This window comes from Inquilinus limosus (assembly GCF_051487185.1).
Classification (GTDB): Bacteria; Pseudomonadota; Alphaproteobacteria; order DSM-16000; family Inquilinaceae; genus Inquilinus; species Inquilinus limosus_F.
The window spans coordinates 20,087-42,978 of sequence record NZ_JAHVDK010000025.1 but is presented as its reverse complement, the minus strand read 5'-3'; the positions used below and the strand labels follow the sequence as shown (position 1 = coordinate 42,978).

Genomic DNA, 22,892 nt, shown 5'->3' with positions numbered 1-22,892 from the left:
CGGTGTCGGGAAAGGGCGCATCGAACGGTTGTCGGTTTGGAATGTACCTAGCCTGCATCCGGCAAACCCGCCGGAACGACCAACACAGAGCCTAAAGGAGGCCGACACGTGAACAAGAACGATCTCGTCGCACACGTCGCGGAAAGCACCGGTCTGTCGCGTGCCGATGCTGGCAACGCCATCGACAGCTTCATCGATGGTGTTACCAAGACGTTGACGAAGGGGGGGGAAGTCCGCCTCGTTGGGTTCGGCACTTTCGGTGTTGCGCAGCGCGCTGCTTCCGAAGGCCGCAATCCGCGGACCGGCGAGACCATCAAGATCGCCGCCTCCAAGCAGGTCAAGTTCAAGGCCGGCAAGGGCCTGAAGGACGCCGTCAACAACGCCGGCGGCAAGAAGAAGTAAGCCTCCGCGCGTATGCCCGAACCGGCCGGTCGGCGCCTCGGCCCGACCGGCCGCTTCACGTCTGGATCCGGCGGGATCGGCCCGCCGGTCCGCCCGGGCGATTAGCTCAGTCGGTAGAGCATCGGTTTTACACACCGAGTGTCGGCGGTTCGAGCCCGTCATCGCCCACCAGTTTCCGGCGGCATCCGCCGCCAGAGCGATCCTCCGAATCCGCCGATGCGGAGGCCGCGAAAATCCCGCTCCGCCCGCTGGCAATTCAAGTTGACAGCCCCCGGTGCAGCGGGTATCTCAAGCGCCTCGCCGCGACGAGCGGCCAGATGCGCGGGTGTAGCTCAGTTGGTTAGAGCGCCGGCCTGTCACGCCGGAGGCCGCGGGTTCAAGTCCCGTCACTCGCGCCACTTCCTGCTTTCCGGTCTCGTTCCGGGCTTCGGCGCCTCGCCGACCGCCCCGGTGTCGTGCCGGCACCCTGCGCGGGTGTAGCTCAGTTGGTTAGAGCGCCGGCCTGTCACGCCGGAGGCCGCGGGTTCAAGTCCCGTCACTCGCGCCACTTCCCTCACGACTTCGTCGATATTTGCGCCGGGCCGGTCTCGACTCACCCGATCCTTGCTAGGGCCGGAAAGGTCTGGAGGAACCAGATCGAGACATCGGTCATCCGGCCGGACATCATGAACACCCCCATCGCGATCAGCACGAGACCGGCGCCCCGCTGCAGATGCCGGCCGAGCCCGCGCATGGATCTCAGCCGGGCGAGGACCCGGTTGGCGAACAGGGCGCTCAACAGGAAGGGCACGCCGAGGCCGAACGAGTAGAGCCCGAGCAGGGCGATGCCGTTCTGGACCGTCGCGGCCGAGGCGCTGATGGTCAGGATCGCGCCCAGCACAGGGCCGATGCAGGGCGTCCAGCCGAAGGCGAAAGCCAGGCCGAGGACATAGGCCGCGGTGGGATGGCCGCCGCGGAGATCGGCGTGGACCCGCAGCTCCCGCTGGAGCCAGCCGAATCGCAGCAGTCCGGTCATGAACAGCCCGAACAGGGTGACGAGCGCGCCGCCCGCGAGATTCGCCTCGTAGCGGTAGGAGAGCAGGAGCTGCCCGAGCGCGGTGGCGCTGGCGCCGAGCAGGACGAACACGGTCGAGAAGCCGAGGACGAAGAACAGGCCCGACCCCAGCACGGCGAGCCGGTCGCCGGTGCCGCCCCGAAGGTCTTCGAGGGACCGTCCGGCGACATAGGAGAGATAGCCCGGCACCAGCGGCAGCACGCAGGGCGACAGGAACGAGACGACGCCGGCGGCGAAGGCCGTCATGAGGCCGATGCCGGAGAGTTCACCCACGTTGATCCACTCCGATCAGGATCCGAGGCATCGGTCCAGCGGCTGTCGCCGCGCGACTGGGCATCAGGATCGCAGGTACTTCACCAGCGCCGCGATCCCGAGCAGCAGGAGGATGACGACCAGAATCCAGATCACCGCCATCCCCCCAGCCCATCATTCCTTGCATCATATCCATGTGAATGGTTCCGCCTCATGGCGCCGACCTCTCGTGGGGCGTGGCCGGCGCCACCGCAGCCGCGCTCTCGGACCAGGCGCATCGCCAGGTCGCCATGGACCTGTCGGCGCCGGCGGCGGCAGCCGGGCCCGTCCGCGTCGAGCCAGCTCGTGGCGTCATCATACGCCACCTGCCTCTCTGCGATGAGGGCCGGCTCGTCGGAGGACTTTGGTTCTGCCATCAGAACCAGCTCCGCAGCCGGTCCCAGAAGGACGGCTCCGGCTCGGGATGCGCCTCGTTCGTCAGTGCATTCACATAGACGACGAGGTTGACCGGATCGAAGGCGAGCCCGTGGAAATTGGCCCGCAGATTGCCCTCGCGGTCGATGATATGGGTGACGACGCCGTGGAGCTCGACCCCGTCCTCGATCTCCTTGAACTGATGGCCGAAGCGCTTCACCAGGTTGCGGGTGTCCTCGGGGCGGTCGGGGCCGCTGGTCAGGAACACCCAATTCACCGGGTCGAGATTGTGGGCGCGGCCGTAGCCCGTCATCACCTCGGGCTTGTCGCGGACCGGATCGGTGGTGATGGTGACGAACTGCACCCGGTCGCGCATCGGCGTCTCATTCACCTTTTCCTGGACGCGGGCGATCAGGTCGGCGTGCAGCGGGCATTCCTCCGTGCAGCTGGCGTAGATGAAATGCAGCACCACGACCTTGCCCCTGAGATCCGCCAGGGAGACCGGGTGGCCGTCGGCGTCCTGCAGCGTGAAGTCGACCGACCGCCAGCCATCCTTCGGCTCGAAGTACTTCTCCTGCTCGCGGAGGCGATCCTCGACATCGTGCAGGGAGTGAGCCGCCGCGGCCACGGGAAGCGCGGCACTCAGCAGCAAACCCAGCAGCGCCGGCCGGGCGCGCATCGGCAAGATCATTGCCTCATTCCGTTCGCTCGAAATGCGGAAGGCGGGCCGGGGACCCGAAGACCCCGGCCCGATCGGGCTCAGCCGCCCTGCTTCTGCGGCGTGGCGCCCTGCTCCTGAGGCTGCGCCCTGGACTGCATCATCTTGTTGCAGCTCTCCATCATCTGACTCATCTGGGTCATCATGTTCATCATCGGCATCATGCCCTGGCCCTGCATCATGCCCTCCATCGGCTGCTGGGGCGTCGCGGGCGGCTGCGCCGGGGGCTGTTGCTCTTGAGCGAGAACGGCGCCGGTCAGTCCGGCGACGAGGGCACCGGCAATGAGCAGGGTGCTGAAGCGGTTACGCATGATCTTTCCCTTTCCGGTTGTGACGGTGGTTCGCTCCGTGTCGCGCCATGAACCTATGGCGCGGGTTCGTCCGGCTTCGCGGGCGGAGCCGGAACGGCATCTGCTGCCGTGCTCCCGGTCTTGCTGCATGCCTTCATCGTGCAGAGACCCAAGGCGCACATGGCGGCGCAGGGGGCGAGCGACAGCAGGATCGGGGCGATGCCGGCGGCGACCAGCCAGGGCCAGCCGAACCAGAGGCCGCCTCCCGCTACGACGGCCGCGGCCAGGATCAAAGCGCCCCTGCCGCCGAGCCAGGGACGCACCCTGTCGGCCAGGCCGGGTCTGGGCAATGCGTTCGAGGTCAGGTCGGTCATAGTCTCTTCTCCTCGGTTGTGGGGGAAGGACCGGCAGCGGTGCCGTCCATGCCTTGTCGGATCAGGGCCTTCACCTCGGGGCTGTCCCATTCCAGGGGCCCGGTGGCCCGGCCGACCTCGCGGCCCTCGCCGTCGATCAGCAGCGTGGTCGGAATGCCGACGATGGTGAGGGCCCGGGTCGAGGCGTTCGGCGGGTCGAGATAGACCGCGAGATGCTTGAGCCCGACCTCGCCGAAGAAGGCGCGGACCGGGTCGAGGCCGCCGCGGTCGATCGACAGCGCGACCACCTGGAGGTCCGGGCCGCCCATCTCCGCCTGCAGCCGGTCGAGCGATGGCATCTCCTTGCGGCAGGGCGCGCACCAGGTCGCCCAGATGTTGAGCAGCACGGTGCGGCCTCTGAAGCCGCCGAGGTTGAGCGGGCTGCCGTCGGTGTCGGTGAAGCCGAAGGCCGGCACTGGGACCGGCTCGTCGTGCAGAACCAGACGGGACACCGGGGCAGTCGACGCCGGGCTCGGCGCCTGGTCGCCGGATCGGCCGGAGACCAGCGCGATGCCGGCGATCACACCGGCGACGAGCCAGAGCGACAGGATCAGCCTCAGGCGTCGGTATGGCAGGAGGGCGCCCATCGCCGTGCGTCATTCCACGGCGTAGACCGTGGGCGCCGCCCCGTCCTTGGTCACGGCGTAGATCGTGAACGGCCCGGCCTTCTCCCCGACCATGCCGGGCGATCCCATCGGCATGCCGGGCAGGGTGATGCCGGCTATCTTCGGCCGTTCCGCCAGCAGCTTGCGGATCACGCCGACCGGGACGTGCCCGTCGACGACGTAGCCGTCGACGAACATGGTGTGGCAGCCCTCGACATCGGCGGGCACGCCGGCATCGGCGCTGATCTGGGCGAGGTCGTTCGTCGGCTTGACCTCGACCGTGAAGCCGTTGTCGCGGAGATAGGTGGCATAGCCCTCGCAGCAGCTGCATTGCGGGTTCTTGTACAGGGTCGCCGCGACCGGATCGGCCAGGGCCGGCGACGACAGGGCCAGGATCGCGAGAACGGCGGCAATGCGGGACATATGGTTCATCTCAGGTTCTCCAGTCGGGAAAGAGGTGGTTCACGCCACCCGGAAGACGGTCATCAGCCCCGCCACCTGGTGGTCCATGACATGGCAGTGCAGCATCCAGTCGCCGGGGTTGTCGGCGACGAAGGCGAGCTCGACCGTGTCCTTCGGCGCGAAGAGCACGGTGTCGCTCCATTGGCGGTGTGGAACGGGGGTGCCGTTGCGGCTCAGCACCCGGAAGCTGAAGCCGTGGACATGCATCGGATGCCACCAGGCGGTCCGGTTGCGGATGGTCAGCACGCAGCTCTGTCCGCGCTGCAGGGTGAAGAGCGGCGGCATGCCGGCGCTGCCGTCGCCGGTCATCGCCATGCCGTTGATCGCCCAGGCGGCGCCGCCTCGCATGCCGGGCGTCGCCGTGCCGTGCATTCCGCCCATCCCGCTCATGGCGCCGCCGCCCATCATCCCGCCTTCGAGCGTCAGCTCGTGGCGTTCGGCGGTGGCGGGGTCGGGCTCGGGCAGCGGGTTCGGCGGCAGGCGCAGCGGCGTGTCGGGCGGCGGCTGGGCCCGGAGCGGCGGCTCCTTGCCATAGGCCAGGGTGGCAAGCGTGTAGGCGAGCCCGTCGTAGAAGTCATCGACCACCCGGTAATGCCGACCGGGCTCGCCCTGCATGTCGATGACGACGTCGAGCCGCATGGCCGGGCCGAGCAGCAGGCGACCGCACTCAGGCTCGTGCGGATCGCAGGGCTGGCCGTCGACCGCCAACACCACCGGGCGATGGCCCTCGACGCGCAGCGCCATGATCCGGGCGAGCGCGGCGTTGATCAGGCGAAGGCGGACGCGCTCGCCGGCCCGCACCGGCTGGTCGGCAGGGGCGGTGCCGTTCAGCGTCACCCAGTTGCCGACCCGGCCGGCCATCGCGGCCTCCATGCCGTTGCCGAAGCCGGCGGCGATCCGACCGTCCCGAGACAGCCGCCAGTCGGCGAGCAGCCAGACGAGGTCTCGGTCGACCGCGACCGGCTCGGCCTCCTCGACGATCAGGACGCCGGCGAGGCCGCGTCCGAACTGCTCCAGGCTGTTGGCGTGCGGGTGGTACCAGAAGGTTCCGGCATCGGGCGGCGTGAAGGCGTAGGTGAAGCCCTCGCCGGGCCGGATCGGCGGCTGGGTCAGGCCGGGCACGCCGTCCATGGCGTTGGGCAGGCGGATACCGTGCCAGTGCACCGTGGTGTCCTGGCCGAGCCGGTTCTCGACCAAGAGCCGCAGCGGTTCGCCCTGCCGGACTCGGATCTCCGGGCCCGGCACTCGCCCGTCATAGCCCCAGATCGGGGTCGAGTCTTCGCCGAGCAAAGCAGCGTGCCCCGGCTCGGCGGTCAAGGTGACGGTCCTCGGCCCAGCCGGGGCCGCACGCGCCCGGGGCAGCCAGGGCGACAGGGCGGCCGCAGCGCCTCCGAGCAATGCGGCGCGCCGGCCGAGGGCCGGTTGGATTGGAAAAGGTTGGGTCACGTCCGTCGATCCCGTCGGCGACGACGATCGGCCGCGGGCGAGGCCCGTCAGACCGAAAGCGTCAGGAAACGGCCCACACGAGGCAGGGCGCGGCTCAGGCGCGGACGGTGGGTCTGGGAGGGAAGGGATCGGGGGCGGTGACGCGGCCGGCGCGGGTCAGCGTCGGCGCCGGGTCATGCGCGACACGGCCTTGGTCGACGGGTTCGGCGACCCGGGGCGGAACCGCCGGAACCGGCGCGCAGGCCACGGCGCAGGGCATGCCGATTGCCGCCTTCAGCGGCGTGCCGGCATCGTCGCCGCACGGCATGGACCCATGGTGGTCCATTTCGGCATGGACCGGGGCGCAGCCGGCCATGGGCGCTCCCAGGCTCGCCTGCATCGGCAGGGCGAGTGCGAAGACCAGCAGGGCCAGAAGCCCGACCAGCCGGCGCAGGAGGAGCGATCTCATGCCCAAGAACATAGTGCCGTTGGAGGCCCCTGGCAAACGACCCGGCTTGGCTCGGCGGACGCGATGTCTGAGGCTGCCTCGGTCCCTGTCCGGCGTCAGTCCGGCCGGGCGCTGCCCTCGTACATGAAGGACATCGGCTTCGGCCCTGGCATGTAGCCGGTCTCGATGCGATCGACGCGGAACCCGCTCGACTCGATCATGGCCTGGATCGGCCGGTTGAGATGGCAGCCGCCGCTGATGCGCCTCCAGGCAGGCGTCAGCCAATCCTGCCACCAGCGAACACCCGCGTCTGGTGCCAGCCCATGCTCGACGAAGAGCAGCCGCCCGGCCGGACGAAGCACGCGGCGCATTTCGCCGAGCGCCCGGGAAGCGTCCGGGATCGTGCACAGGGTCCAGGTCGTGACGACGGTGTCGATGCTGCGGTCGTCCAGCGGGATCGCCTCGGCGGAGCCGCCGACGAACACCGCCGACTTTTGCCTCCGGCCCGCGGTCGACCGGGCCTTGGTGATGAGCCACGGGTCCGGCTCGAGGCCCAGGACCTCGCGGGCGGGGGCCCGATAGAATGGCAGGTTCAGCCCCGAGCCGACGCCGATCTCCAGGACGCGCCCTTCCGCCGAACCGATCACCCGCTCGCGGTAGGGCAGGAGACGGCGGTTGCGCATGGCTAGATGGCAGAGCCTCGGCAAGATGACGCTGTTGTAGAAGCCCATGGCTCGCACTCCTCGGCTTGGAGGGAGGGCGGTTCTGCTCTGGAGCCCGATTATCGCACCAACTGCCTGCTGCGCGGCATTGCGCGTGCCAAGCATCGGTCTGGGGGCACGATCCAGGTCAGTCCATACGAGTTGCGCCAGTCGCGGATACCCGACATGGAGCCGGCCAAGCTGATGATGGTGCTCGCCCGATCCGGGAGGGCTGAAGATCCCTGCAAAATCATGCGGTTGAGAAGCATTCGCAATTACCAAATGTGGCGGAAATTCGCTTCTCTCATACGACATGCCGGCCTATAAAGGCCGCGCCGGAAGGGCACCGGGATGGACGGCCCTCTCGACGAGAAAAGAGATTTGGGGTGGAGCGCCTGCCGATCACGATCGCGCAGGCTCCACGTGTGACGGGTGAGCGATGACGACCTCTCTTGTATCGGAGTACTTTCCGATCCTCGTCTTCCTGGCGATCGCCATCGTGATCGCCGGAGCCGCGGTCGGTGCGTCCCTCATCGTCGGCAAGCAGAATCCGGACAGCGAGAAGCTCTCCGCCTATGAGTGCGGCTTCGACGCCTTCGCCGACGCCCGCTCGAAGTTCGACGTCCGGTTCTACCTGGTCTCGATCCTGTTCATCATCTTCGACCTGGAAGTGGCCTTCCTGTTCCCCTGGGCGGTGGCGCTCAAGGACATCGGCATGTTCGGCTTCTGGTCGATGATGGTGTTCCTCGGTGTCCTGACCGTCGGCTTCATCTACGAGTGGAAGAAGGGAGCGCTGGAATGGGAGTGAGCGTGACAGAGCCGACGAGCCCCGTGGGCGTCGGCACGCCGATCCCGCCGGGCGCCGGGCAGGACGCGGTGATCCGCGCCGCCAATGCCGAGATCCAGGACCGGGGCTTTCTCCTGACCCAGTTCGACGCGCTGCTCGACTGGGCGCGCACCGGGTCGCTGTGGCCGATGACCTTCGGCCTGGCCTGCTGCGCGGTGGAGATGATTCACGCCTATATGCCGCGCTATGACCTGGACCGACTCGGGGTGATCCCGCGGCCTAGCCCGCGCCAGTCCGACGTCATGATCGTCGCCGGTACGCTGACCAACAAGATGGCCCCGGCCCTGCGCAAGGTCTACGACCAGATGCCGGAGCCGCGCTGGGTCATCTCGATGGGCTCCTGCGCCAATGGCGGCGGCTACTACCACTACTCCTACTCGGTGGTGCGCGGCTGCGACCGCATCGTGCCGGTCGACATCTACGTCCCGGGCTGCCCGCCGACCGCGGAGGCGCTGGTCTACGGCATCATGCAGCTGCAGAAGAAGATCCGGCGCGGCAACCGGATCGTCCGCTGAGGGATCGGGAAGCAAGGAATGGCATCGATCCAGGAACTGACCGAGCTCGGTGCGGCCGTCGTGGCGGCCCTGGGCGAGGATGTGCTCGCGCATGCGGTGTCGCCGACGGCCGAGCTGACCCTGACCGCCCGGCGCGAGGCGATCGTCCGGGTGCTGACCCATCTGCGCGACGCGCCCGACACCCTGTTCGAGCAGCTGACCGACATCTGCGGCGCCGACTATCCGAGCCGGCCGGAGCGACTCGAGGTCGTCTACCACCTGCTCAGCTTCAAGCATAACCGCCGGATCCGGGTGAAGGTGACGACCGACGAGGACACGCCGGTGCCCTCCGCCGCCGGCGTCTTCCCGGCGGCCACCTGGTTCGAGCGTGAGGCCTGGGACCTGTACGGCATCTTCTTCGCCGATAATCCGGACCTGCGCCGCATCCTCACCGATTACGGTTTCGAGGGGCATCCGCTGCGCAAGGATTTCCCGCTGACCGGCTATGTCGAGGTCCGCTACGACACCGAGCAGAAGCGGGTGGTCTACGAGCCGGTGAAGCTGACCCAGGATTTCCGCACCTTCGACTTCCTCAGCCCGTGGGAGGGCATGACGCGGCAAGGTCCGGTTCTGCCGGGCGACGAGAAGGCCGCGCTGAACGAGCCCAAGGCGTAAGCACCATGGCCGAGACCCAGATCAAGCCCTACACCATGAATTTCGGGCCGCAGCACCCGGCGGCGCACGGCGTGCTGCGCCTGGTGCTGGAGCTCGACGGCGAGGTGGTGGAGCGGGCCGATCCGCATATCGGGCTGCTGCACCGCGGCACCGAGAAGCTGATCGAGTACAAGACCTACATGCAGGCGACGCCGTATTTCGATCGCCTGGACTACGTCGCCCCGATGAACCAGGAGCACGCCTTCGCCCTGGCGGTGGAGCGGCTGCTCGGCATCACTCCGCCGGAGCGCGGCCAGTACATCCGCGTGCTGTTCGCCGAGATCGGGCGTGTGCTCAACCATCTTCTCAACATCACGACCTATGCCCTTGATGTTGGGGCGGTTACCCCCTCGCTCTGGGGCTTCGAGGAGCGCGAGCTCCTGATGGAGTTCTACGAACGCGTCTCGGGCGCCCGGCTGCACGCCAACTACTTCCGTCCTGGCGGCGTCACCCAGGACATGCCGGCTGGGCTGGCCGACGACATCTGGGCCTATACCGAGCGCTTCCCGAAATTCGTCGACGACCTCGAGAGCCTGCTGACCGAGAACCGGATCTTCAAGCAGCGCCTGGTCGACATCGGCGTGGTCACGGCCGAGCAGGCCAAGGCCTGGGGCTTCTCCGGCCCGATGCTGCGCGCCTCCAACATCGCCTGGGACCTGCGCAAGGCGCAGCCCTACGACGTCTATGACCGGGTGGAGTTCGATGTGCCGGTCGGCCTGACCGGCGACTGCTACGCCCGCTACCTGCTGCGGGTCGAGGAGATGCGCCAGTCCAACCGCATCATCCGGCAGTGCCTGGAGCAGATGCCAAAGGACGGGCCGGTCCGCGTCAACGACCGCAAGGTGTCGCCGCCGCCGCGGGCCGAGATGAAGCGCTCGATGGAAGCGCTGATCCACCACTTCAAGCTCTACACCGAGGGCTATCACGTCCCGGCCGGCGAGACCTATGCCGCGGTCGAGGCGCCGAAGGGCGAGTTCGGCGTCTATCTGGTCGCGGATGGCACCAACCGGCCGTATCGCTGCCGAATCCGGGCCCCGGGCTTCGCCCATCTGCAGGGGCTCGACTTCATGAGCCGGGGACACATGCTGGCCGATACCGTCGCGATCATCGGCAGCCAGGACATCGTGTTCGGGGAGATCGACCGATGAAGGCCGCAGGCATTGCGCCGGAGGCGGAGCAGCCGAAGGAATTCGCCTTCACGCCCGAGAATCTCGAGCGGGCGAAGCGCATCATCGCCAAGTATCCCGAGGGCCGGCAGCAGAGCGCGGTGATCCCGCTGCTCGACATCGCCCAGCGCCAGCACCACAACTGGCTGCCGCGGGCGGCGATGGACTATGTCGCCGACCTGCTGGAGGTGCCGCGGATCCGGGTGTACGAGGTCGCCAGCTTCTACACCATGTTCAACAAGGCGCCGGTCGGCCGCCACTTCTTCCAGGTCTGCACCACGACGCCGTGCTGGCTGCGCGGCTCGGGCGAGGTGATGCAGGCGCTGAAGGACAAGACCGGCTGCGGCAACCACGAGACCAGCGAGGACGGCCAGTTCACCGTGCTCGAGGTCGAGTGCCTGGGCGCCTGCGTCAACGCCCCGATGGTCCAGATCAACGACGATTTCTACGAGGATCTGGACTACGACAAGACGGTCGAGATCATCGAGGCGCTGAAGGCCGGCAAGCCGACCACGCCGGGCCCGCAGAACGGCCGTACCCATTCCGAGGCCCTGTCCGGCGCGACCACGCTGCTGGACCGGAAGCCGGGGCACCGGCCGGCCGTGCCAACCTCGGTCGCTGGGCAGCCCGTGCCCCCGTCCGCGGAGCCGGCCCACACCCCGGCCAAGCCGGGTGAGGTGACGAGCGAGGCGCCCCCGGCCGAGACCGTGGCCAGACAGGGCGAGGCCTCGCCCGGCGCCCATCGCGGCGACGCGACGCCGGAGAAGAAGGCCCGCGCCAAGGAAAAGATCGATCCGCCCGGCCGCCAGACCGGCACCAAGGACACGGGAGAGAAGTGATGCTGCGCGACGAAGACCGCATCTTCACCAATCTCTACGGCTGGGACGACTGGGGCCTGGAAGGCGCCCGGCGCCGCGGCATCTGGAGCGACACCAGGGCGCTGGTCGACCTGGGCCGCGACAAGATCATCGAGGAGATCAAGGCATCCGGCCTGCGCGGCCGCGGCGGCGCTGGTTTCCCGACCGGCATGAAGTGGTCCTTCATGCCGAAGGAGAGCAAGGACGGGCGCCCGAGCTACCTCGTCATCAACGCCGACGAGTCGGAGCCGGGCACCTGCAAGGACCGCGAGATCCTGCGCTTCGACCCGCACCGGCTGATCGAGGGCGCGCTGCTGGCCTCCTTCGCCATGGGTGCCCACGCCTGCTACATCTACATCCGCGGCGAGTTCTACGCCGAGGCGTCGAACATGCAGGTCGCGATCGACCAGGCCTATGACGCCGGCCTGCTCGGCAAGAACGCGGCCGGCACCGGCTGGGACTTCGACCTGTACCTGCACCGCGGCGCCGGCGCCTATATCTGCGGCGAGGAGACGGCGCTGCTGGAGAGCCTGGAGGGCAAGAAGGGCCAGCCGCGCAACAAGCCGCCATTCCCGGCCGGCGCCGGCCTCTATGGCTGCCCGACCACGGTCAACAACGTCGAGACCATCGCCGTGGTCGGCGAGATCCTGCGCCGCGGCAGCGGCTGGTTCGCCGGCATCGGCCGGCCGAAGAACCAGGGCACCAAGCTGTACTGCATCTCCGGCCATGTGAACCAGCCCTGCAACGTCGAGGAGGCGCTCGGCATCCCGATGCGGGAGCTGATCGAGCGCCATGCCGGCGGCGTCCGCGGCGGCTGGGACAACCTGAAGGCGGTGATCCCCGGCGGCTCCTCGGCCCCGATCCTGCCGAAGGACATCTGCGACACCGTCCTGATGGACTTCGACGCGCTGCGCGAGGTCAAGTCGGCGCTCGGCACCGCCGGGTTGATCGTCATGGACAAGTCGACCGACGTGATCTACGCGGTCGCCCGCCTGTCGCGCTTCTACATGCATGAGAGCTGCGGCCAGTGCACGCCATGCCGCGAGGGCGCGGGCTGGCTGTACCGGGTGATGCAGCGCATGGTCACCGGCGACGCGCGGTCGGACGAGATCGACATGCTGCTCGAGGTGACGAAGCAGATCGAAGGCCACACGATCTGCGCCCTGGGCGACGCGGCCGCCTGGCCGGTCCAGGCGCTGATCCGGCATTTCCGCGACGAGATGGAGCAGCGGATCCGCGACTATCGCGACCGCGCCTATCGCCGCGAAGCCGCGGAGTAGGAAGGCACCGATGCCCAAGCTGACGATTGACGGGATCGAGATCGAGGTCGAGCCGGGCACGTCGGTGCTGCAGGCCTGCGAACGCCTCGGCATCGAGGTGCCGCGCTTCTGCTACCACGACCGCCTGTCGGTTCCGGCCAACTGCCGGATGTGCCTGGTGGAGATGGAGAAGTCGCCGAAGCCGATCGCGTCCTGCGCGATGCCGGCCGGCGACGGCATGGTGATCAAGACCAACACCGAGGTGGTGCGCAAGGCGCGCCACGGCGTGATGGAGTTCCTGCTGATCAACCATCCGCTCGACTGCCCGATCTGCGACCAGGGCGGCGAGTGCGACCTGCAGGACCAGGCCGTGGCCTACGGCTTTGACCGTGGCCGCTACACCGAAGGCAAGCGGGCGGTGACCGACAAGTATCTCGGCCCGCTGATCGAGACCTTCATGACCCGGTGCATCCAGTGCACCCGCTGCATCCGCTTCATCGACGAGATCGCCGGCGTGCCGGTGCTCGGCGGCGTGTTCCGCGGCGAGCACATGGAGATCACCACCTATGTCGAGCAGGCGATCGCCTCCGAGCTGTCGGGCAACCTGATCGACGTCTGCCCGGTCGGGGCGCTGACCTCCAAGCCCTACGCCTTCAGCGCCCGGCCCTGGGAGCTGCGGAAGACCGAGACGATCGACGTGCTCGATGCCGTCGGCTCGAACATCCGCATCGACGCCCGTGGCGGGGAGGTGATGCGCGTGCTGCCGCGGCTGCATGAGGACGTGAACGAGGAGTGGATCAGCGACAAGACCCGCTTCGCCGTCGACGGGCTGAAGCGTCGCCGCCTCGACCGGCCCTATGTCCGGCGTGACGGCAAGCTGCAGCCGACGAGCTGGGCCGAGGCCTTCCAGGCGATCGCCGGCAAGGTCAAGGGACTGGACGGCAGGCGCATGGCGGCGATCGCCGGCGACACCGTCGACGCCGAGGCCATGGTGGCGCTGAAGGACCTGATGGCCGCCTTCGGGTCGCCGAACCTCGACTGCCGCCAGGACGGAGCGAAGCTGCCGGCCGGGCCGCGCGGCGCCTATCTGTTCAACAGCGGCATCGCCGGGATCGAGCAGGCCGACGTCATCCTCCTGGTCGGCACCAACCCGCGCTCCGAGGCCGCGATCGTCAACGCCCGCATCCGCAAGCGCTGGCTGAAGATGGGGCTGACGGTCGGCGTGGTCGGGCCGAATGTCGACCTGACCTACCGCACCCGCCATCTCGGCGCCGGGCCGGAGACGCTGGCAGCCATCGCCGACGGCAGCAACGATTTCGCCGAGGTGCTGCGCAACGCCAAGGCGCCGCTGCTGATCGTGGGGCAAGGGGCTCTGGCCCGCGAGGACGGCGCCCAGGTGCTGGCCGCCTGCCGCCGGATTGCCGAGACCTGTGGCCTAGTCCGCGACGGCTGGAACGGCTTCAACGTGCTGCACACCGCGGCGGCGCGGGTCGGCGGCCTCGACCTCGGCTTCGTGCCGGGGCCGGGCGGGCGCGACGTCGCCGGCATCCTCGACGGTGCCAGCAAGGGTGAGATCGACTTCGTCTGGCTGCTCGCGGCCGACGAGATCGACACCGGCCGCCTGGGCAAGGCCTTCGTGGTCTATCAGGGCCATCATGGCGACCGCGGCGCCCATCGCGCCGACGTGATCCTGCCGGGCGCGGCCTACACCGAGAAGAACGCGACCTACGTCAACACCGAAGGCCGCGTGCAGCAGGCCCGCATGGCGGTGTTCCCGCCGGGCGAGGCGCGCGAGGACTGGAAGATCCTGCGCGCCGCCAGCGAGGTCATGGGCCGCAAGCTGCCCTATGACAGCCTGCGCGATGTGCGCCAGCGCCTGGTGGCGGTGAACCCGATCTTCGGGGCCATCGACACCCAGGCGCCGGGCGAGTGGGGGGCGTTCGGCGCCGAGGGCCCGATGGGCTCGGCGCCCTTCGCCTCGGCGGTCGAGAACTTCTACATGACGGACCCGATCACCCGCGCCTCGGAGACGATGGCGCAGTGCATCGACGAGATCCTGGGCCAGCACAAGGCGGCGGCGGAGTAACGCGATGGGCTTCTGGAGCGGATACGCCTGGCCGACGGTTCTCGTCGTCCTTCAGATCATCGCGATCGTCCTGCCGCTGATCATCGCGGTGGCCTACCTGACCTATGCCGAGCGCAAGGTCATGGCCGCGATGCAGCTGCGCCAGGGCCCGATGGTGGTCGGTCCCTTCGGTCTGCTGCAGCCGATCGCCGACGGCCTCAAGCTGCTGAGCAAGGAAACGATCATCCCGTCCGGCGCCAACCGGATGCTGTTCATCCTGGCGCCGATGATCACCTTCTTCCTCAGCCTCGTGGCCTGGGCGGTGATCCCGTTCGACGACGGCTGGGTGCTGGCCGACATCAATGTCGGCGTGCTGTACCTGTTCGCGATCTCCTCGCTCGGCGTCTACGGCATCATCATCGCCGGCTGGTCGTCGAACTCGAAATACGCCTTCCTCGGCGGCCTGCGATCCGCGGCGCAGATGGTGTCCTACGAAGTCTCGATCGGCTTCGTCATCATCACCGTGCTGCTCTGCGTCGGCTCGCTGCGGATCTCCGACATCGTCAAGGCGCAGGAGACCATCTGGTTCGCGATCCCGCTGCTGCCGATGTTCGTGATCTTCTTCATCTCGGCCTTGGCCGAGACGAACCGGGCGCCGTTCGACCTGCCCGAGGGCGAATCCGAGATCACCGGCGGCTTCATGGTCGAATACTCGTCCATGACCTACGCGCTGTTCTTCCTCGGCGAATACGCCAACATGATCCTGATGAGCGGGATGACCTCGATCCTGTTCCTCGGCGGTTGGCTGCCGCCCTTCGGCGTGGCGCCGTTCACCTGGATCCCCGGCGTGATCTGGTTCGTGCTGAAGATCCTCTTCTGCCTGTTCGTCTTCATCTGGGTCCGGGCGACGCTGCCGCGCTTCCGCTACGACCAGCTGATGCGCCTGGGCTGGAAGGTGTTCCTGCCGTTCTCGCTGGCCTGGGTGGTCATCACCGCCGGCGTGCTCACCGCCTTCGGCTGGCTGCCGAACTGAGAGGCCGAGACCATGGCGTTCATCGACCGCACCGCCCGCAGCCTCCTGCTCAAGGAAATCCTGGGCGGCCTGGCGCTGACCTTCCGCTACATGTTCAAGCAGAAGGCGACGCTGAACTATCCGTTCGAGAAGGGCCCGCTCAGCCCGCGCTTCCGCGGCGAGCACGCGCTGCGCCGCTATCCCAGCGGCGAGGAGCGCTGCATCGCCTGCAAGCTGTGCGAGGCGATCTGCCCGGCCCAGGCCATCACCATCGAGGCCGAGCCGCGCGCCGACGGCAGCCGCCGCACGACGCGCTACGACATCGACATGACCAAGTGCATCTATTGCGGCCTGTGCCAGGAGGCCTGCCCGGTGGATGCGATCGTCGAGGGGCCGAACTTCGAGTTCGCCACCGAGACGCGCGAGGAGCTTTTCTACAACAAGGAGAAGCTGCTGGCGAACGGGGACCGCTGGGAGGCGCAGATCGCCGCGAACATTGCGGCCGACGCGCCGTACCGGTAAGACCCGCCGCGCCGCCTCGCCGGCAGATTCGGCCCGGTCCTCGCGAGAGGGCCGGTGCCGGGAGAGGGGTAGAGCAACCGTGACCTCGAGCGTCCGCAAGGGGACGACAGGGAGCACCGTGAGATGATCATCCAGGCCTTGGCCTTCTATATCTTCGCCGCGATCACCGTGGCCTCCGCCGTGATGGTGATCTCGGCCCGCAACTCGGTGCACTCGGTGCTGTTCCTGATTCTCGCCTTCTTCAACGCGGCGGCGCTGTTCGTGCTGATCGGGGCGGAGTTCCTGGCGATGATCCTGGTCGTCGTCTATGTCGGCGCGGTCGCGGTGCTGTTCCTGTTCGTGGTGATGATGCTCGACATCAACTTCGCCGAACTCAGGGCCGGCTTCCTGCGCTACCTGCCGGTCGGCGCGCTGATCGGCGTGGTGCTGCTGATCGAGCTGTTCCTGCTCTACGGCTCGGTCGGCGGCCCCTCGATCCTGGCGCCTTCGGTGCAGTCGGGCCCGACCAACACCGCGGCGCTCGGCCAGCTGATCTACACGCAGTACGCCTATCCGTTCCAGGCCGCGGGTCTCGTTCTCCTGGTCGCGATGATCGGGGCGATCGTGCTGACCCTGCGGCACCGCGCCGGCGTCCGCCGCCAGGTGATTTCGCAGCAGCTCGCGCGCCGGCGCGAGGAGGTGATGGTGATCAAGAAGATCGGCACCGGGGAAGGGGCCTGACGCCATGACGATCGGACTCGGGCACTACCTCGTCCTTGCGGCGATCCTATTCACGCTCGGCATCTTCGGCGTGTTCCTGAACCGCAAGAACGTCATCGTCATCCTGATGTCGATCGAGCTGATGCTGCTCGCCGTCAACATCAACCTCGTCGCCTTCTCGGTCGCGCTCGGCGACCTGGTGGGGCAGGTGTTCGCGCTGTTCGTGCTGACCGTCGCCGCCGCCGAGGCCGCGATCGGCCTCGCGATCCTCGTCGTCTACTTCCGGAACCGCGGCTCGATCGCGGTCGAGGACATCAACATGATGAAGGGCTGAGGCGCCCCCGATGGACATCGCCGCAATCTTCCTGCCGCTGGCCGGCTTCCTGATCGCAGGACTGTTCGGCCGCCTCATCGGCGACCGCGCCTCGATGGCCGTGACGACGCTTGCCGTCTGCGTCGCCTGCGTCATCTCCTGGTGGCTGTTCTTCGACGTCGCGATCGAGGGCAACGTCCGCACCCATTCGCTGCTGCTGTGGATCAGCAGCGGCCCCTTCGTCGCCGACTGGGCGCTGAAGTTCGATACGCTGACCGCCGTGATGCTGATCGTGGTCAACACCGTCTCCGCGATGGTGCACGTCTACTCGATCGGCTACATGTCGCACGACCACTCCAAGCCGCGCTTCTTCGCCTATCTCAGCCTGTTCACCTTCGCCATGCTGATGCTGGTGACGGCGGACAACCTGGTGCAGCTGTTCTTCGGCTGGGAGGGCGTCGGCCTGGCCTCCTACCTGCTGATCGGCTTCTGGCACGAGAAGGAGAGCGCCCGGGCCGCCGCGGTGAAGGCGTTCCTGGTCAACCGCGTCGGCGACTTCGGCTTCGCCCTCGGCATCTTCGCCGTCTACAAGATCTTCGGCACGGTGCGGTATGAGGAGATCTTCGCCGCGGCGCCGAACCTGGTGGATGCGCGGCTCAACTTCCTCGGCATGGACCTGCCGGCCCTGACCACGGCCAGCCTGCTGCTGTTCGTCGGTGCCATGGGCAAGTCGGCCCAGCTCGGCCTGCACACCTGGCTGCCGGACGCGATGGAGGGCCCGACCCCGGTTTCGGCCCTGATCCATGCCGCCACCATGGTCACCGCCGGCGTGTTCATGCTGGCGCGCATGTCGCCCTTGTTCGAGTACGCCCCGGACGCGCTGGCCGTGGTCTGCGTCGTCGGCGCGCTGACCGCCTTCGTCGCCGCGACGATCGGCCTGACCCAGTTCGACATCAAGCGGGTCATCGCCTATTCGACCATGAGCCAGCTCGGCTACATGTTCTTCGCCATCGGCGTCTCGGCCTATCAGGCGGCGATCTTTCACCTGATGACGCACGCCTTCTTCAAGGCCCTGCTGTTCCTCGGCGCCGGCTCGGTGATCCACGCCATGGGCGGCGAGCAGGACATGCGCAAGATGGGCGGCATCTGGAAGCTGATCCCCTGGACCTACGCCCTGATGTGGATCGGCAGCCTGGCGCTGGCCGGCATCGGCATCCCGGGCGTGTTCGGCTTCGCCGGCTTCTACTCCAAGGACATGATCCTCGAGGCATCCTGGGCCGCCCATTCCGGCGTCGGCGCCTTCGCCTACTGGCTCGGCATCCTGGCGGCGGTGATGACCGCCTTCTACAGCGGCCGGCTGCTGTTCATGACCTTCCACGGCACGCCGCGCGCCGACCACCACACCATGGACCATGTCCATGAATCCCCGCCGGTGATGATGGTGCCGCTGATCATCCTCGGCGTCGGCGCGGTGCTGGCCGGCCTGATCGGCTACGACGTCTTCGTCGGCGAGGGGCGCGAGCACTTCTGGCGCGAGGCGATCCTGGTCCTGCACGGCCAGGACAGCATCGAGGAGGCGCACCACGTCGCCCTCTGGGTCAAGCTGTTGCCGCTCTTCGCCGGTCTGATCGGCCTCGCCGCCTCCTGGGTCTGCTACATCCAGGCGCCGGCGCTGGTCGACGGGATCGTGCGGGCGTTCAAGCCGCTGCACCAGCTGTTCTTCCGCAAGTGGTACTTCGACGAGATCTACGACGCGCTGTTCGTGAAGCCGGCCTTCGTCATCGGCCGCGCCTTCTGGAAGGGCGGCGACGGGGCGATCATCGACCGGCTCGGGCCGGACGGCGTCGCCGCCACCTCGGTCGGCATCGCCCGCCGGGCCAGCCGGCTCGAGAGCGGCTATGTCTACCATTATGCCTTCGCCATGGTGATCGGCGTGGTCGCGCTGGTCTCCTGGTATGTCTTCGGCGGCCGGATGTGAGAGTGACTCATGGGTAATTGGCCGATCCTCTCGCTCGCCACCTTCCTGCCGCTGGTCGGGGCCGCGCTGATCCTGCTGCTGGCCCGCGGCAGCGAGGCCGCCGTGGCCGCCACCTCGCGCTGGGTGGCGCTGTGGACCACGCTCGTCACCTTCGCCCTCTCGATCGCCATCTGGCTCGGCTTCGACCCGACCGCGGTCGGCTTCCAGATGGAAGAGAAGGTGGCCTGGTTCCCCGACCTGAACATCGCCTATCACATGGGCATCGACGGCATCTCGGTGCTGTTCGTCGTCCTGTCGGCCTTCCTGATGCCGCTCTGCGTCCTGGCCAGCTGGGAGAGCATCCAGAGCCGGGTGAAGGAGTACATGGTCTCGTTCCTGATCCTCGAGACCATGATGATCGGCATGTTCTGTGCGCTCGACTACGTGCTGTTCTACGTCTTCTTCGAAGGCGTGCTGATCCCGATGTTCGTGATCATCGGCATCTGGGGCTCGGGCGAGCGCCGCATCTACGCCGCCTTCAAGCTGTTCCTGTTCACGCTGGCGGGATCGGTGCTGATGCTGGTGGCGCTGCTGGCCATGTACGTCCAGGCCGGCACCACCGACATCCCGACGCTTCTGGCGACCGATTTCGACTACCAGATGCAGGTCTGGCTGTGGCTCGCCATGTTGGCCTCCTTCGCCGTAAAGGTGCCGATGTGGCCGGTGCACACCTGGCTGCCGGACGCGCATGTCGAGGCCCCGACGGCGGGCTCGGTGATCCTGGCCGGCGTGCTGCTGAAGATGGGCGGCTACGGCTTCCTGCGCTTCTCGATCCCGATGCTGCCGGAGGCGACGGCGCTGCTGACGCCGCTGATCTACGGCCTGTCGATCGTCGCGGTCATCTACACCTCCCTCGTCGCCCTGGCGCAGGAGGACATGAAGAAGATGATCGCCTATTCCTCGATCGCGCATATGGGCTTCGTCACCGCCGGCATGTTCTCGCTGACCCAGCAGGGCGTCGAAGGCTCGATCTTCCAGATGCTCAGCCACGGCGTGGTGTCGTCGGCGCTCTTCCTCTGCGTCGGCGTGGTCTATGACCGGCTGCACACCCGCGAGATCGCGCGCTATGGCGGCCTGGCCAACAACATGCCGAAATACGCCGTGTTCTTCATGATCATGATGCTCGCCTCGGTCGGGCTGCCGGCGACCTCGGGCTTCGTCGGCGAGTTCATGATCCTGCTCGGCCTCTTCCAGGTGAACACCTGGGTCGCGACCCTGACCGCGACCGGCCTGGTGCTCGGCGCCACCTACATGCTGCTGCTGTACCGCAAGGTCATCTTCGGCGAGATCACGCGCGAGGATGTGCGGCGCATGACCGACTTGACCCCGCGCGAGGTCGCCATCTTCGTGCCGCTGGCCCTGGTGGTGCTGTGGATGGGCATCTACCCGTCCAGCTTCCTGAACGTGATGTCGGTCTCGGTCGACCACCTCATCACCCAATACCACGCCGATCTCGGCCGCGCCGGCGCGGTCGCGATGGCCGTCCGCTGAGCCGGGGATCCGATCGCCATGGTGTCTCTTCCCGATCTGATGCCGGCGCTGCCGGAGATCTTCCTGGCCTGCGCCGGCATGGCGCTGCTGCTGATCGGCGTGTTCCTGGGCGAGCGGTCGACCCGGATTGTCGCCTCGCTCGCGGTGCTGTCCTTCCTCATCACCGGCGCCCTGCTGCTGATGGGGCCGGACGGGCGGGTCGTGACCTTCAGCGGCATGTTCGTCGCCGACGGCTTCGCCGTGTTCATGAAGATCCTGGTGCTGATCGGCTCGGCCCTCGCGCTCATCCTGTCGCTCGACTATCTCGAGCATGAGGGCATGTCGCGCTTCGAGTATCCGGTGCTGTTCGTGCTGGCGACCGTCGGCATGCTGCTGATGGTCAGCGCCAACAACCTGATCTCGCTCTATCTCGGCCTCGAGCTGCAGAGCCTGTCGCTCTACGTCGTCGCCGCTTTCAACCGGGATTCGGAGCGGTCGAGCGAGGCCGGGCTGAAGTACTTCGTGCTCGGCGCGCTGTCCTCGGGCCTGCTGCTCTATGGCGCATCGCTGGTCTACGGCTTTCTCGGCACCACGAGCTTCGAGGCGCTGGCCCAGGCCCTGTCAGGGCAGGCTGCGGCCGGGGCCCCGGGCGGCGCGCTCGGCGCCACCGCGATGGGCGTGATCATCGGCCTGGTCTTCGTTTGCGCCGCGCTGGCCTTCAAGGTCTCGGCCGTGCCCTTCCATATGTGGACGCCGGACGTCTACGAGGGCGCGCCGACGCCGGTCACCGCCTTCTTCGCGGTGGCCCCGAAGGTGGCGGCCATTGCGCTGTTCGTCCGGGTCCTGGTCGAGCCCTTCGGCCAGCTCACAGACCAGTGGCAGCAGATCATCGTCGCCGCCTCGGCCCTGTCGATGATCCTCGGCGCCTTCGCCGCGATCGCGCAGACCAACATCAAGCGGCTGATGGCCTATTCCTCGATCGGCCATGTCGGCTTCGCCCTTCTGGGCCTCGCCGCCGGCACGCAGCAGGGCATCACCGGCGTGATCGTCTACATGGCGATCTACATCCCGATGAGCCTCGGCGCCTTCGCCGTGATCCTGTCGATGCGGGTCAACGGCAAGGCGGTGGAGGGGATCCAGGACCTGGCCGGCCTCGGCAAGACCAGCCCCGGCCTGGCCTTCGCCCTCGTCATCATGATGTTCTCGATGGCCGGCATCCCGCCGCTGGCCGGCTTCTTCGCCAAGCTCTACGTCTTCCGCGCGGTGATCGAGCAGCAGTTCTACATCCTGGCGGTGATCGGCGTGCTGTCGAGCGTGGTGTCGGCGGTCTACTATCTGAAGATCATCCGGGTGATGTATTTCGACGAGCCGAAGGTTGCCTTCGACAAGCCGGAAGGCGCGGCGATCCCGGCGATCCTGGCGGTGTCGACCCTGTTCATCGTCGTGTTCTGGCTGTTGCCGGCGCCGCTCACCGGCGCGGCCCAGGCGGCTGCGGCCAGCCTGTTCGGGGGCTGATGCCCCAGCTCCTGCCTTCGATCGCCCTCCCGCGGGGCTGGCGGCTCGACGCACGCGACTGCGTCGGCAGCACCAATGACGAGGCGCGGGCGCTTGCCGTGGCGGGCGCCCCGCACGGCACCATCGTCTGGGCCCGGCGGCAGGAGGCGGGCAGGGGCCGCCGCGGCCGCGCCTGGTCCTCGCCGGAAGGCAATCTCTTCTGCTCGGCCATCCTGCGGCCGGAGCTTCCCTTCGCCCGGGCCGGGGAGCTGACCTTCGTAGTCGGCGTCGCCCTGGCCGATGCAGCGGCCAGCTTCGGGGTCGAGCCGAAGCTGAAATGGCCGAACGACTTGCAGATCGCCGGCGATAAGCTGGCCGGCATCCTGCTGGAGGCCGCGGTCGCGCCGGATCGGTCGGTCGACTGGATCGTCGCCGGCACCGGCATGAACATCGCCCATCATCCGCAGCTCGCCGACTACCACGCCACCGACCTGCACGCCGCCGGCGCGCCCGGCGCCACCGTCGAAGCGGTGCTGGAGCGTTATGTCGCGGCGCTGGACCAGCGCCTCCTGGAATGGCGCGAACAGGGCTTCGACTCCATCCGGGCCGCTTGGCTCGGCCGCGCCATCGGCCTCGGCGCCCGCATCACGGTGCGGCTCGAGACCGAGACGCTGGAGGGAGTGTTCGAGCACATCGATCCCACCGGCGCTCTGATCTTGCGCACGGAGACCGGCCGGCACAGCATCACCGCGGGCGACGTCTTCTTCGGGAGGGGCTGA

25 protein-coding genes and 3 tRNA genes are annotated in these 22,892 nt (G+C 67.9%); 19 read left to right on the top strand and 9 right to left on the bottom strand.

The features are described from left to right. The first annotated feature begins 108 nt into the window (after window positions 1-108). From KXR53_RS25365 to KXR53_RS25350, 4 genes are all read left to right on the top strand, one after another. Window positions 109-402: an HU family DNA-binding protein gene (locus KXR53_RS25365; protein WP_437378086.1), complete on the top strand. Its 294-nt coding sequence runs from the start codon at window positions 109-111 to the stop codon at window positions 400-402. A 95-nt stretch (window positions 403-497) separates the two neighbouring features. Continuing rightward, window positions 498-573 (top strand) — tRNA-Val (locus KXR53_RS25360). A 150-nt stretch (window positions 574-723) separates the two neighbouring features. After that, window positions 724-800: transfer RNA gene (locus KXR53_RS25355), tRNA-Asp, on the top strand. Between the two features lie 72 nt (window positions 801-872). Continuing rightward, window positions 873-949: transfer RNA gene (locus tag KXR53_RS25350), tRNA-Asp, on the top strand. 45 nt (window positions 950-994) lie between these two features. Here KXR53_RS25350 and KXR53_RS25345 read toward each other — a convergent pair. The 9 genes from KXR53_RS25345 to KXR53_RS25305 form a co-directional block, all read right to left on the bottom strand. Beyond that, window positions 995-1,729 (bottom strand): cytochrome c biogenesis CcdA family protein, encoded by a 735-nt coding sequence (locus tag KXR53_RS25345; RefSeq protein WP_437378085.1) that lies wholly within the window; start codon window positions 1,727-1,729, stop codon window positions 995-997. A gap of 394 nt (window positions 1,730-2,123) precedes the next feature. Further along, window positions 2,124-2,813, bottom strand: a complete 690-nt coding sequence (locus tag KXR53_RS25340; RefSeq protein ID WP_437378083.1) for an SCO family protein — start codon at window positions 2,811-2,813, stop codon at window positions 2,124-2,126. 68 nt (window positions 2,814-2,881) lie between these two features. Beyond that, window positions 2,882-3,151: a hypothetical protein gene (locus KXR53_RS25335; protein ID WP_437378082.1), complete on the bottom strand. Its 270-nt coding sequence runs from the start codon at window positions 3,149-3,151 to the stop codon at window positions 2,882-2,884. A 53-nt stretch (window positions 3,152-3,204) separates the two neighbouring features. Continuing rightward, window positions 3,205-3,504, bottom strand: a complete 300-nt coding sequence (locus KXR53_RS25330; RefSeq protein ID WP_437378081.1) for a hypothetical protein — start codon at window positions 3,502-3,504, stop codon at window positions 3,205-3,207. Then, complete coding sequence (locus KXR53_RS25325) at window positions 3,501-4,130, bottom strand: TlpA family protein disulfide reductase (RefSeq protein WP_437378080.1); 630 nt, start codon at window positions 4,128-4,130, stop codon at window positions 3,501-3,503. Before KXR53_RS25325 ends, KXR53_RS25330 begins: the two co-directional genes overlap by 4 nt. 9 nt (window positions 4,131-4,139) lie before the next feature. Further along, window positions 4,140-4,580 (bottom strand): DUF411 domain-containing protein, encoded by a 441-nt coding sequence (locus KXR53_RS25320; protein ID WP_437378079.1) that lies wholly within the window; start codon window positions 4,578-4,580, stop codon window positions 4,140-4,142. A 30-nt stretch (window positions 4,581-4,610) separates the two neighbouring features. Then, complete coding sequence (locus KXR53_RS25315; RefSeq protein ID WP_437378078.1) at window positions 4,611-5,927, bottom strand: multicopper oxidase family protein; 1,317 nt, start codon at window positions 5,925-5,927, stop codon at window positions 4,611-4,613. A 223-nt stretch (window positions 5,928-6,150) separates the two neighbouring features. Further along, entirely contained in the window at window positions 6,151-6,504 is a 354-nt protein-coding gene (locus KXR53_RS25310) for a hypothetical protein (protein WP_437378077.1), read from the bottom strand. Window positions 6,505-6,599: 95 nt separating this feature from the next. Further along, window positions 6,600-7,214 carry a class I SAM-dependent methyltransferase gene (locus KXR53_RS25305; RefSeq protein ID WP_437378076.1) on the bottom strand — a complete coding sequence of 205 codons (615 nt, stop codon included), beginning with the start codon at window positions 7,212-7,214 and terminating at the stop codon, window positions 6,600-6,602. 409 nt (window positions 7,215-7,623) lie between these two features. On the opposite strand from KXR53_RS25305, the gene KXR53_RS25300 reads away from it, so the two are divergent. From KXR53_RS25300 to KXR53_RS25230, 15 genes are all read left to right on the top strand, one after another. Continuing rightward, window positions 7,624-7,992 carry an NADH-quinone oxidoreductase subunit A gene (locus KXR53_RS25300; protein ID WP_026870399.1) on the top strand — a complete coding sequence of 123 codons (369 nt, stop codon included), beginning with the start codon at window positions 7,624-7,626 and terminating at the stop codon, window positions 7,990-7,992. Continuing rightward, window positions 7,983-8,546 (top strand): NuoB/complex I 20 kDa subunit family protein, encoded by a 564-nt coding sequence (locus tag KXR53_RS25295; protein ID WP_437378075.1) that lies wholly within the window; start codon window positions 7,983-7,985, stop codon window positions 8,544-8,546. The genes KXR53_RS25300 and KXR53_RS25295 overlap by 10 nt, the downstream gene beginning before the upstream one ends. Window positions 8,547-8,564: 18 nt before the next feature. After that, window positions 8,565-9,200, top strand: a complete 636-nt coding sequence (locus KXR53_RS25290; protein WP_437378074.1) for an NADH-quinone oxidoreductase subunit C — start codon at window positions 8,565-8,567, stop codon at window positions 9,198-9,200. A 5-nt stretch (window positions 9,201-9,205) separates the two neighbouring features. Beyond that, entirely contained in the window at window positions 9,206-10,387 is a 1,182-nt protein-coding gene (locus KXR53_RS25285) for an NADH-quinone oxidoreductase subunit D (protein WP_437378073.1), read from the top strand. After that, window positions 10,384-11,244, top strand: a complete 861-nt coding sequence (gene nuoE / locus KXR53_RS25280) for an NADH-quinone oxidoreductase subunit NuoE (RefSeq protein ID WP_437378072.1) — start codon at window positions 10,384-10,386, stop codon at window positions 11,242-11,244. The genes KXR53_RS25285 and nuoE overlap by 4 nt, the downstream gene beginning before the upstream one ends. Then, a complete protein-coding gene (gene nuoF / locus KXR53_RS25275) occupies window positions 11,244-12,542 on the top strand; it encodes an NADH-quinone oxidoreductase subunit NuoF (RefSeq protein ID WP_437378071.1) in 1,299 nt (432 codons plus the stop codon). The genes nuoE and nuoF overlap by 1 nt, the downstream gene beginning before the upstream one ends. Window positions 12,543-12,552: 10 nt before the next feature. After that, window positions 12,553-14,607, top strand: coding sequence for an NADH-quinone oxidoreductase subunit NuoG (gene nuoG, locus KXR53_RS25270; RefSeq protein ID WP_437378070.1), 2,055 nt, complete (start codon window positions 12,553-12,555; stop codon window positions 14,605-14,607). A gap of 4 nt (window positions 14,608-14,611) precedes the next feature. Next, the gene (gene nuoH / locus KXR53_RS25265) at window positions 14,612-15,619 is read left to right on the top strand and encodes an NADH-quinone oxidoreductase subunit NuoH (protein ID WP_437378069.1); all 1,008 of its coding nucleotides are present in this window, start codon (window positions 14,612-14,614) and stop codon (window positions 15,617-15,619) included. Between the two features lie 12 nt (window positions 15,620-15,631). Then, the gene (gene nuoI / locus KXR53_RS25260) at window positions 15,632-16,120 is read left to right on the top strand and encodes an NADH-quinone oxidoreductase subunit NuoI (RefSeq protein WP_437378068.1); all 489 of its coding nucleotides are present in this window, start codon (window positions 15,632-15,634) and stop codon (window positions 16,118-16,120) included. 123 nt (window positions 16,121-16,243) lie between these two features. Continuing rightward, window positions 16,244-16,840, top strand: a complete 597-nt coding sequence (locus KXR53_RS25255; protein ID WP_437378067.1) for an NADH-quinone oxidoreductase subunit J — start codon at window positions 16,244-16,246, stop codon at window positions 16,838-16,840. Window positions 16,841-16,844: 4 nt separating this feature from the next. Continuing rightward, window positions 16,845-17,153 (top strand): NADH-quinone oxidoreductase subunit NuoK, encoded by a 309-nt coding sequence (gene nuoK, locus KXR53_RS25250; RefSeq protein ID WP_309796378.1) that lies wholly within the window; start codon window positions 16,845-16,847, stop codon window positions 17,151-17,153. Between the two features lie 10 nt (window positions 17,154-17,163). Continuing rightward, entirely contained in the window at window positions 17,164-19,110 is a 1,947-nt protein-coding gene (gene nuoL / locus KXR53_RS25245) for an NADH-quinone oxidoreductase subunit L (protein WP_437378066.1), read from the top strand. Window positions 19,111-19,119: 9 nt separating this feature from the next. Beyond that, on the top strand, window positions 19,120-20,640 hold the full coding sequence (locus tag KXR53_RS25240) for an NADH-quinone oxidoreductase subunit M (RefSeq protein ID WP_437378065.1): 1,521 nt from the start codon (window positions 19,120-19,122) through the stop codon (window positions 20,638-20,640). An 18-nt stretch (window positions 20,641-20,658) separates the two neighbouring features. Next, a complete protein-coding gene (nuoN, locus tag KXR53_RS25235) occupies window positions 20,659-22,134 on the top strand; it encodes an NADH-quinone oxidoreductase subunit NuoN (RefSeq protein WP_437378064.1) in 1,476 nt (491 codons plus the stop codon). Beyond that, on the top strand, window positions 22,134-22,892 hold the full coding sequence (locus KXR53_RS25230) for a biotin--[acetyl-CoA-carboxylase] ligase (RefSeq protein WP_437378063.1): 759 nt from the start codon (window positions 22,134-22,136) through the stop codon (window positions 22,890-22,892). The genes nuoN and KXR53_RS25230 overlap by 1 nt, the downstream gene beginning before the upstream one ends.

Coding starts and splice junctions, on each gene's coding strand:
- nuoK (WP_309796378.1), top strand. CDS start 16,845: ATGACGATCGGACTCGGGCACTACCTCGTCCTTGCGGCGATCCTATTC.
- KXR53_RS25310 (WP_437378077.1), bottom strand. CDS start 6,504: ATGAGATCGCTCCTCCTGCGCCGGCTGGTCGGGCTTCTGGCCCTGCTG.
- KXR53_RS25300 (WP_026870399.1), top strand. CDS start 7,624: ATGACGACCTCTCTTGTATCGGAGTACTTTCCGATCCTCGTCTTCCTG.
- KXR53_RS25325 (WP_437378080.1), bottom strand. CDS start 4,130: ATGGGCGCCCTCCTGCCATACCGACGCCTGAGGCTGATCCTGTCGCTC.
- KXR53_RS25295 (WP_437378075.1), top strand. CDS start 7,983: ATGGGAGTGAGCGTGACAGAGCCGACGAGCCCCGTGGGCGTCGGCACG.
- nuoG (WP_437378070.1), top strand. CDS start 12,553: ATGCCCAAGCTGACGATTGACGGGATCGAGATCGAGGTCGAGCCGGGC.
- nuoE (WP_437378072.1), top strand. CDS start 10,384: ATGAAGGCCGCAGGCATTGCGCCGGAGGCGGAGCAGCCGAAGGAATTC.
- KXR53_RS25285 (WP_437378073.1), top strand. CDS start 9,206: ATGGCCGAGACCCAGATCAAGCCCTACACCATGAATTTCGGGCCGCAG.
- KXR53_RS25255 (WP_437378067.1), top strand. CDS start 16,244: ATGATCATCCAGGCCTTGGCCTTCTATATCTTCGCCGCGATCACCGTG.
- nuoN (WP_437378064.1), top strand. CDS start 20,659: ATGGTGTCTCTTCCCGATCTGATGCCGGCGCTGCCGGAGATCTTCCTG.
- nuoI (WP_437378068.1), top strand. CDS start 15,632: ATGGCGTTCATCGACCGCACCGCCCGCAGCCTCCTGCTCAAGGAAATC.
- KXR53_RS25305 (WP_437378076.1), bottom strand. CDS start 7,214: ATGGGCTTCTACAACAGCGTCATCTTGCCGAGGCTCTGCCATCTAGCC.
- KXR53_RS25330 (WP_437378081.1), bottom strand. CDS start 3,504: ATGACCGACCTGACCTCGAACGCATTGCCCAGACCCGGCCTGGCCGAC.
- nuoL (WP_437378066.1), top strand. CDS start 17,164: ATGGACATCGCCGCAATCTTCCTGCCGCTGGCCGGCTTCCTGATCGCA.
- KXR53_RS25230 (WP_437378063.1), top strand. CDS start 22,134: ATGCCCCAGCTCCTGCCTTCGATCGCCCTCCCGCGGGGCTGGCGGCTC.
- nuoH (WP_437378069.1), top strand. CDS start 14,612: ATGGGCTTCTGGAGCGGATACGCCTGGCCGACGGTTCTCGTCGTCCTT.
- KXR53_RS25290 (WP_437378074.1), top strand. CDS start 8,565: ATGGCATCGATCCAGGAACTGACCGAGCTCGGTGCGGCCGTCGTGGCG.
- KXR53_RS25335 (WP_437378082.1), bottom strand. CDS start 3,151: ATGCGTAACCGCTTCAGCACCCTGCTCATTGCCGGTGCCCTCGTCGCC.
- KXR53_RS25340 (WP_437378083.1), bottom strand. CDS start 2,813: ATGATCTTGCCGATGCGCGCCCGGCCGGCGCTGCTGGGTTTGCTGCTG.
- KXR53_RS25320 (WP_437378079.1), bottom strand. CDS start 4,580: ATGAACCATATGTCCCGCATTGCCGCCGTTCTCGCGATCCTGGCCCTG.
- KXR53_RS25240 (WP_437378065.1), top strand. CDS start 19,120: ATGGGTAATTGGCCGATCCTCTCGCTCGCCACCTTCCTGCCGCTGGTC.
- nuoF (WP_437378071.1), top strand. CDS start 11,244: ATGCTGCGCGACGAAGACCGCATCTTCACCAATCTCTACGGCTGGGAC.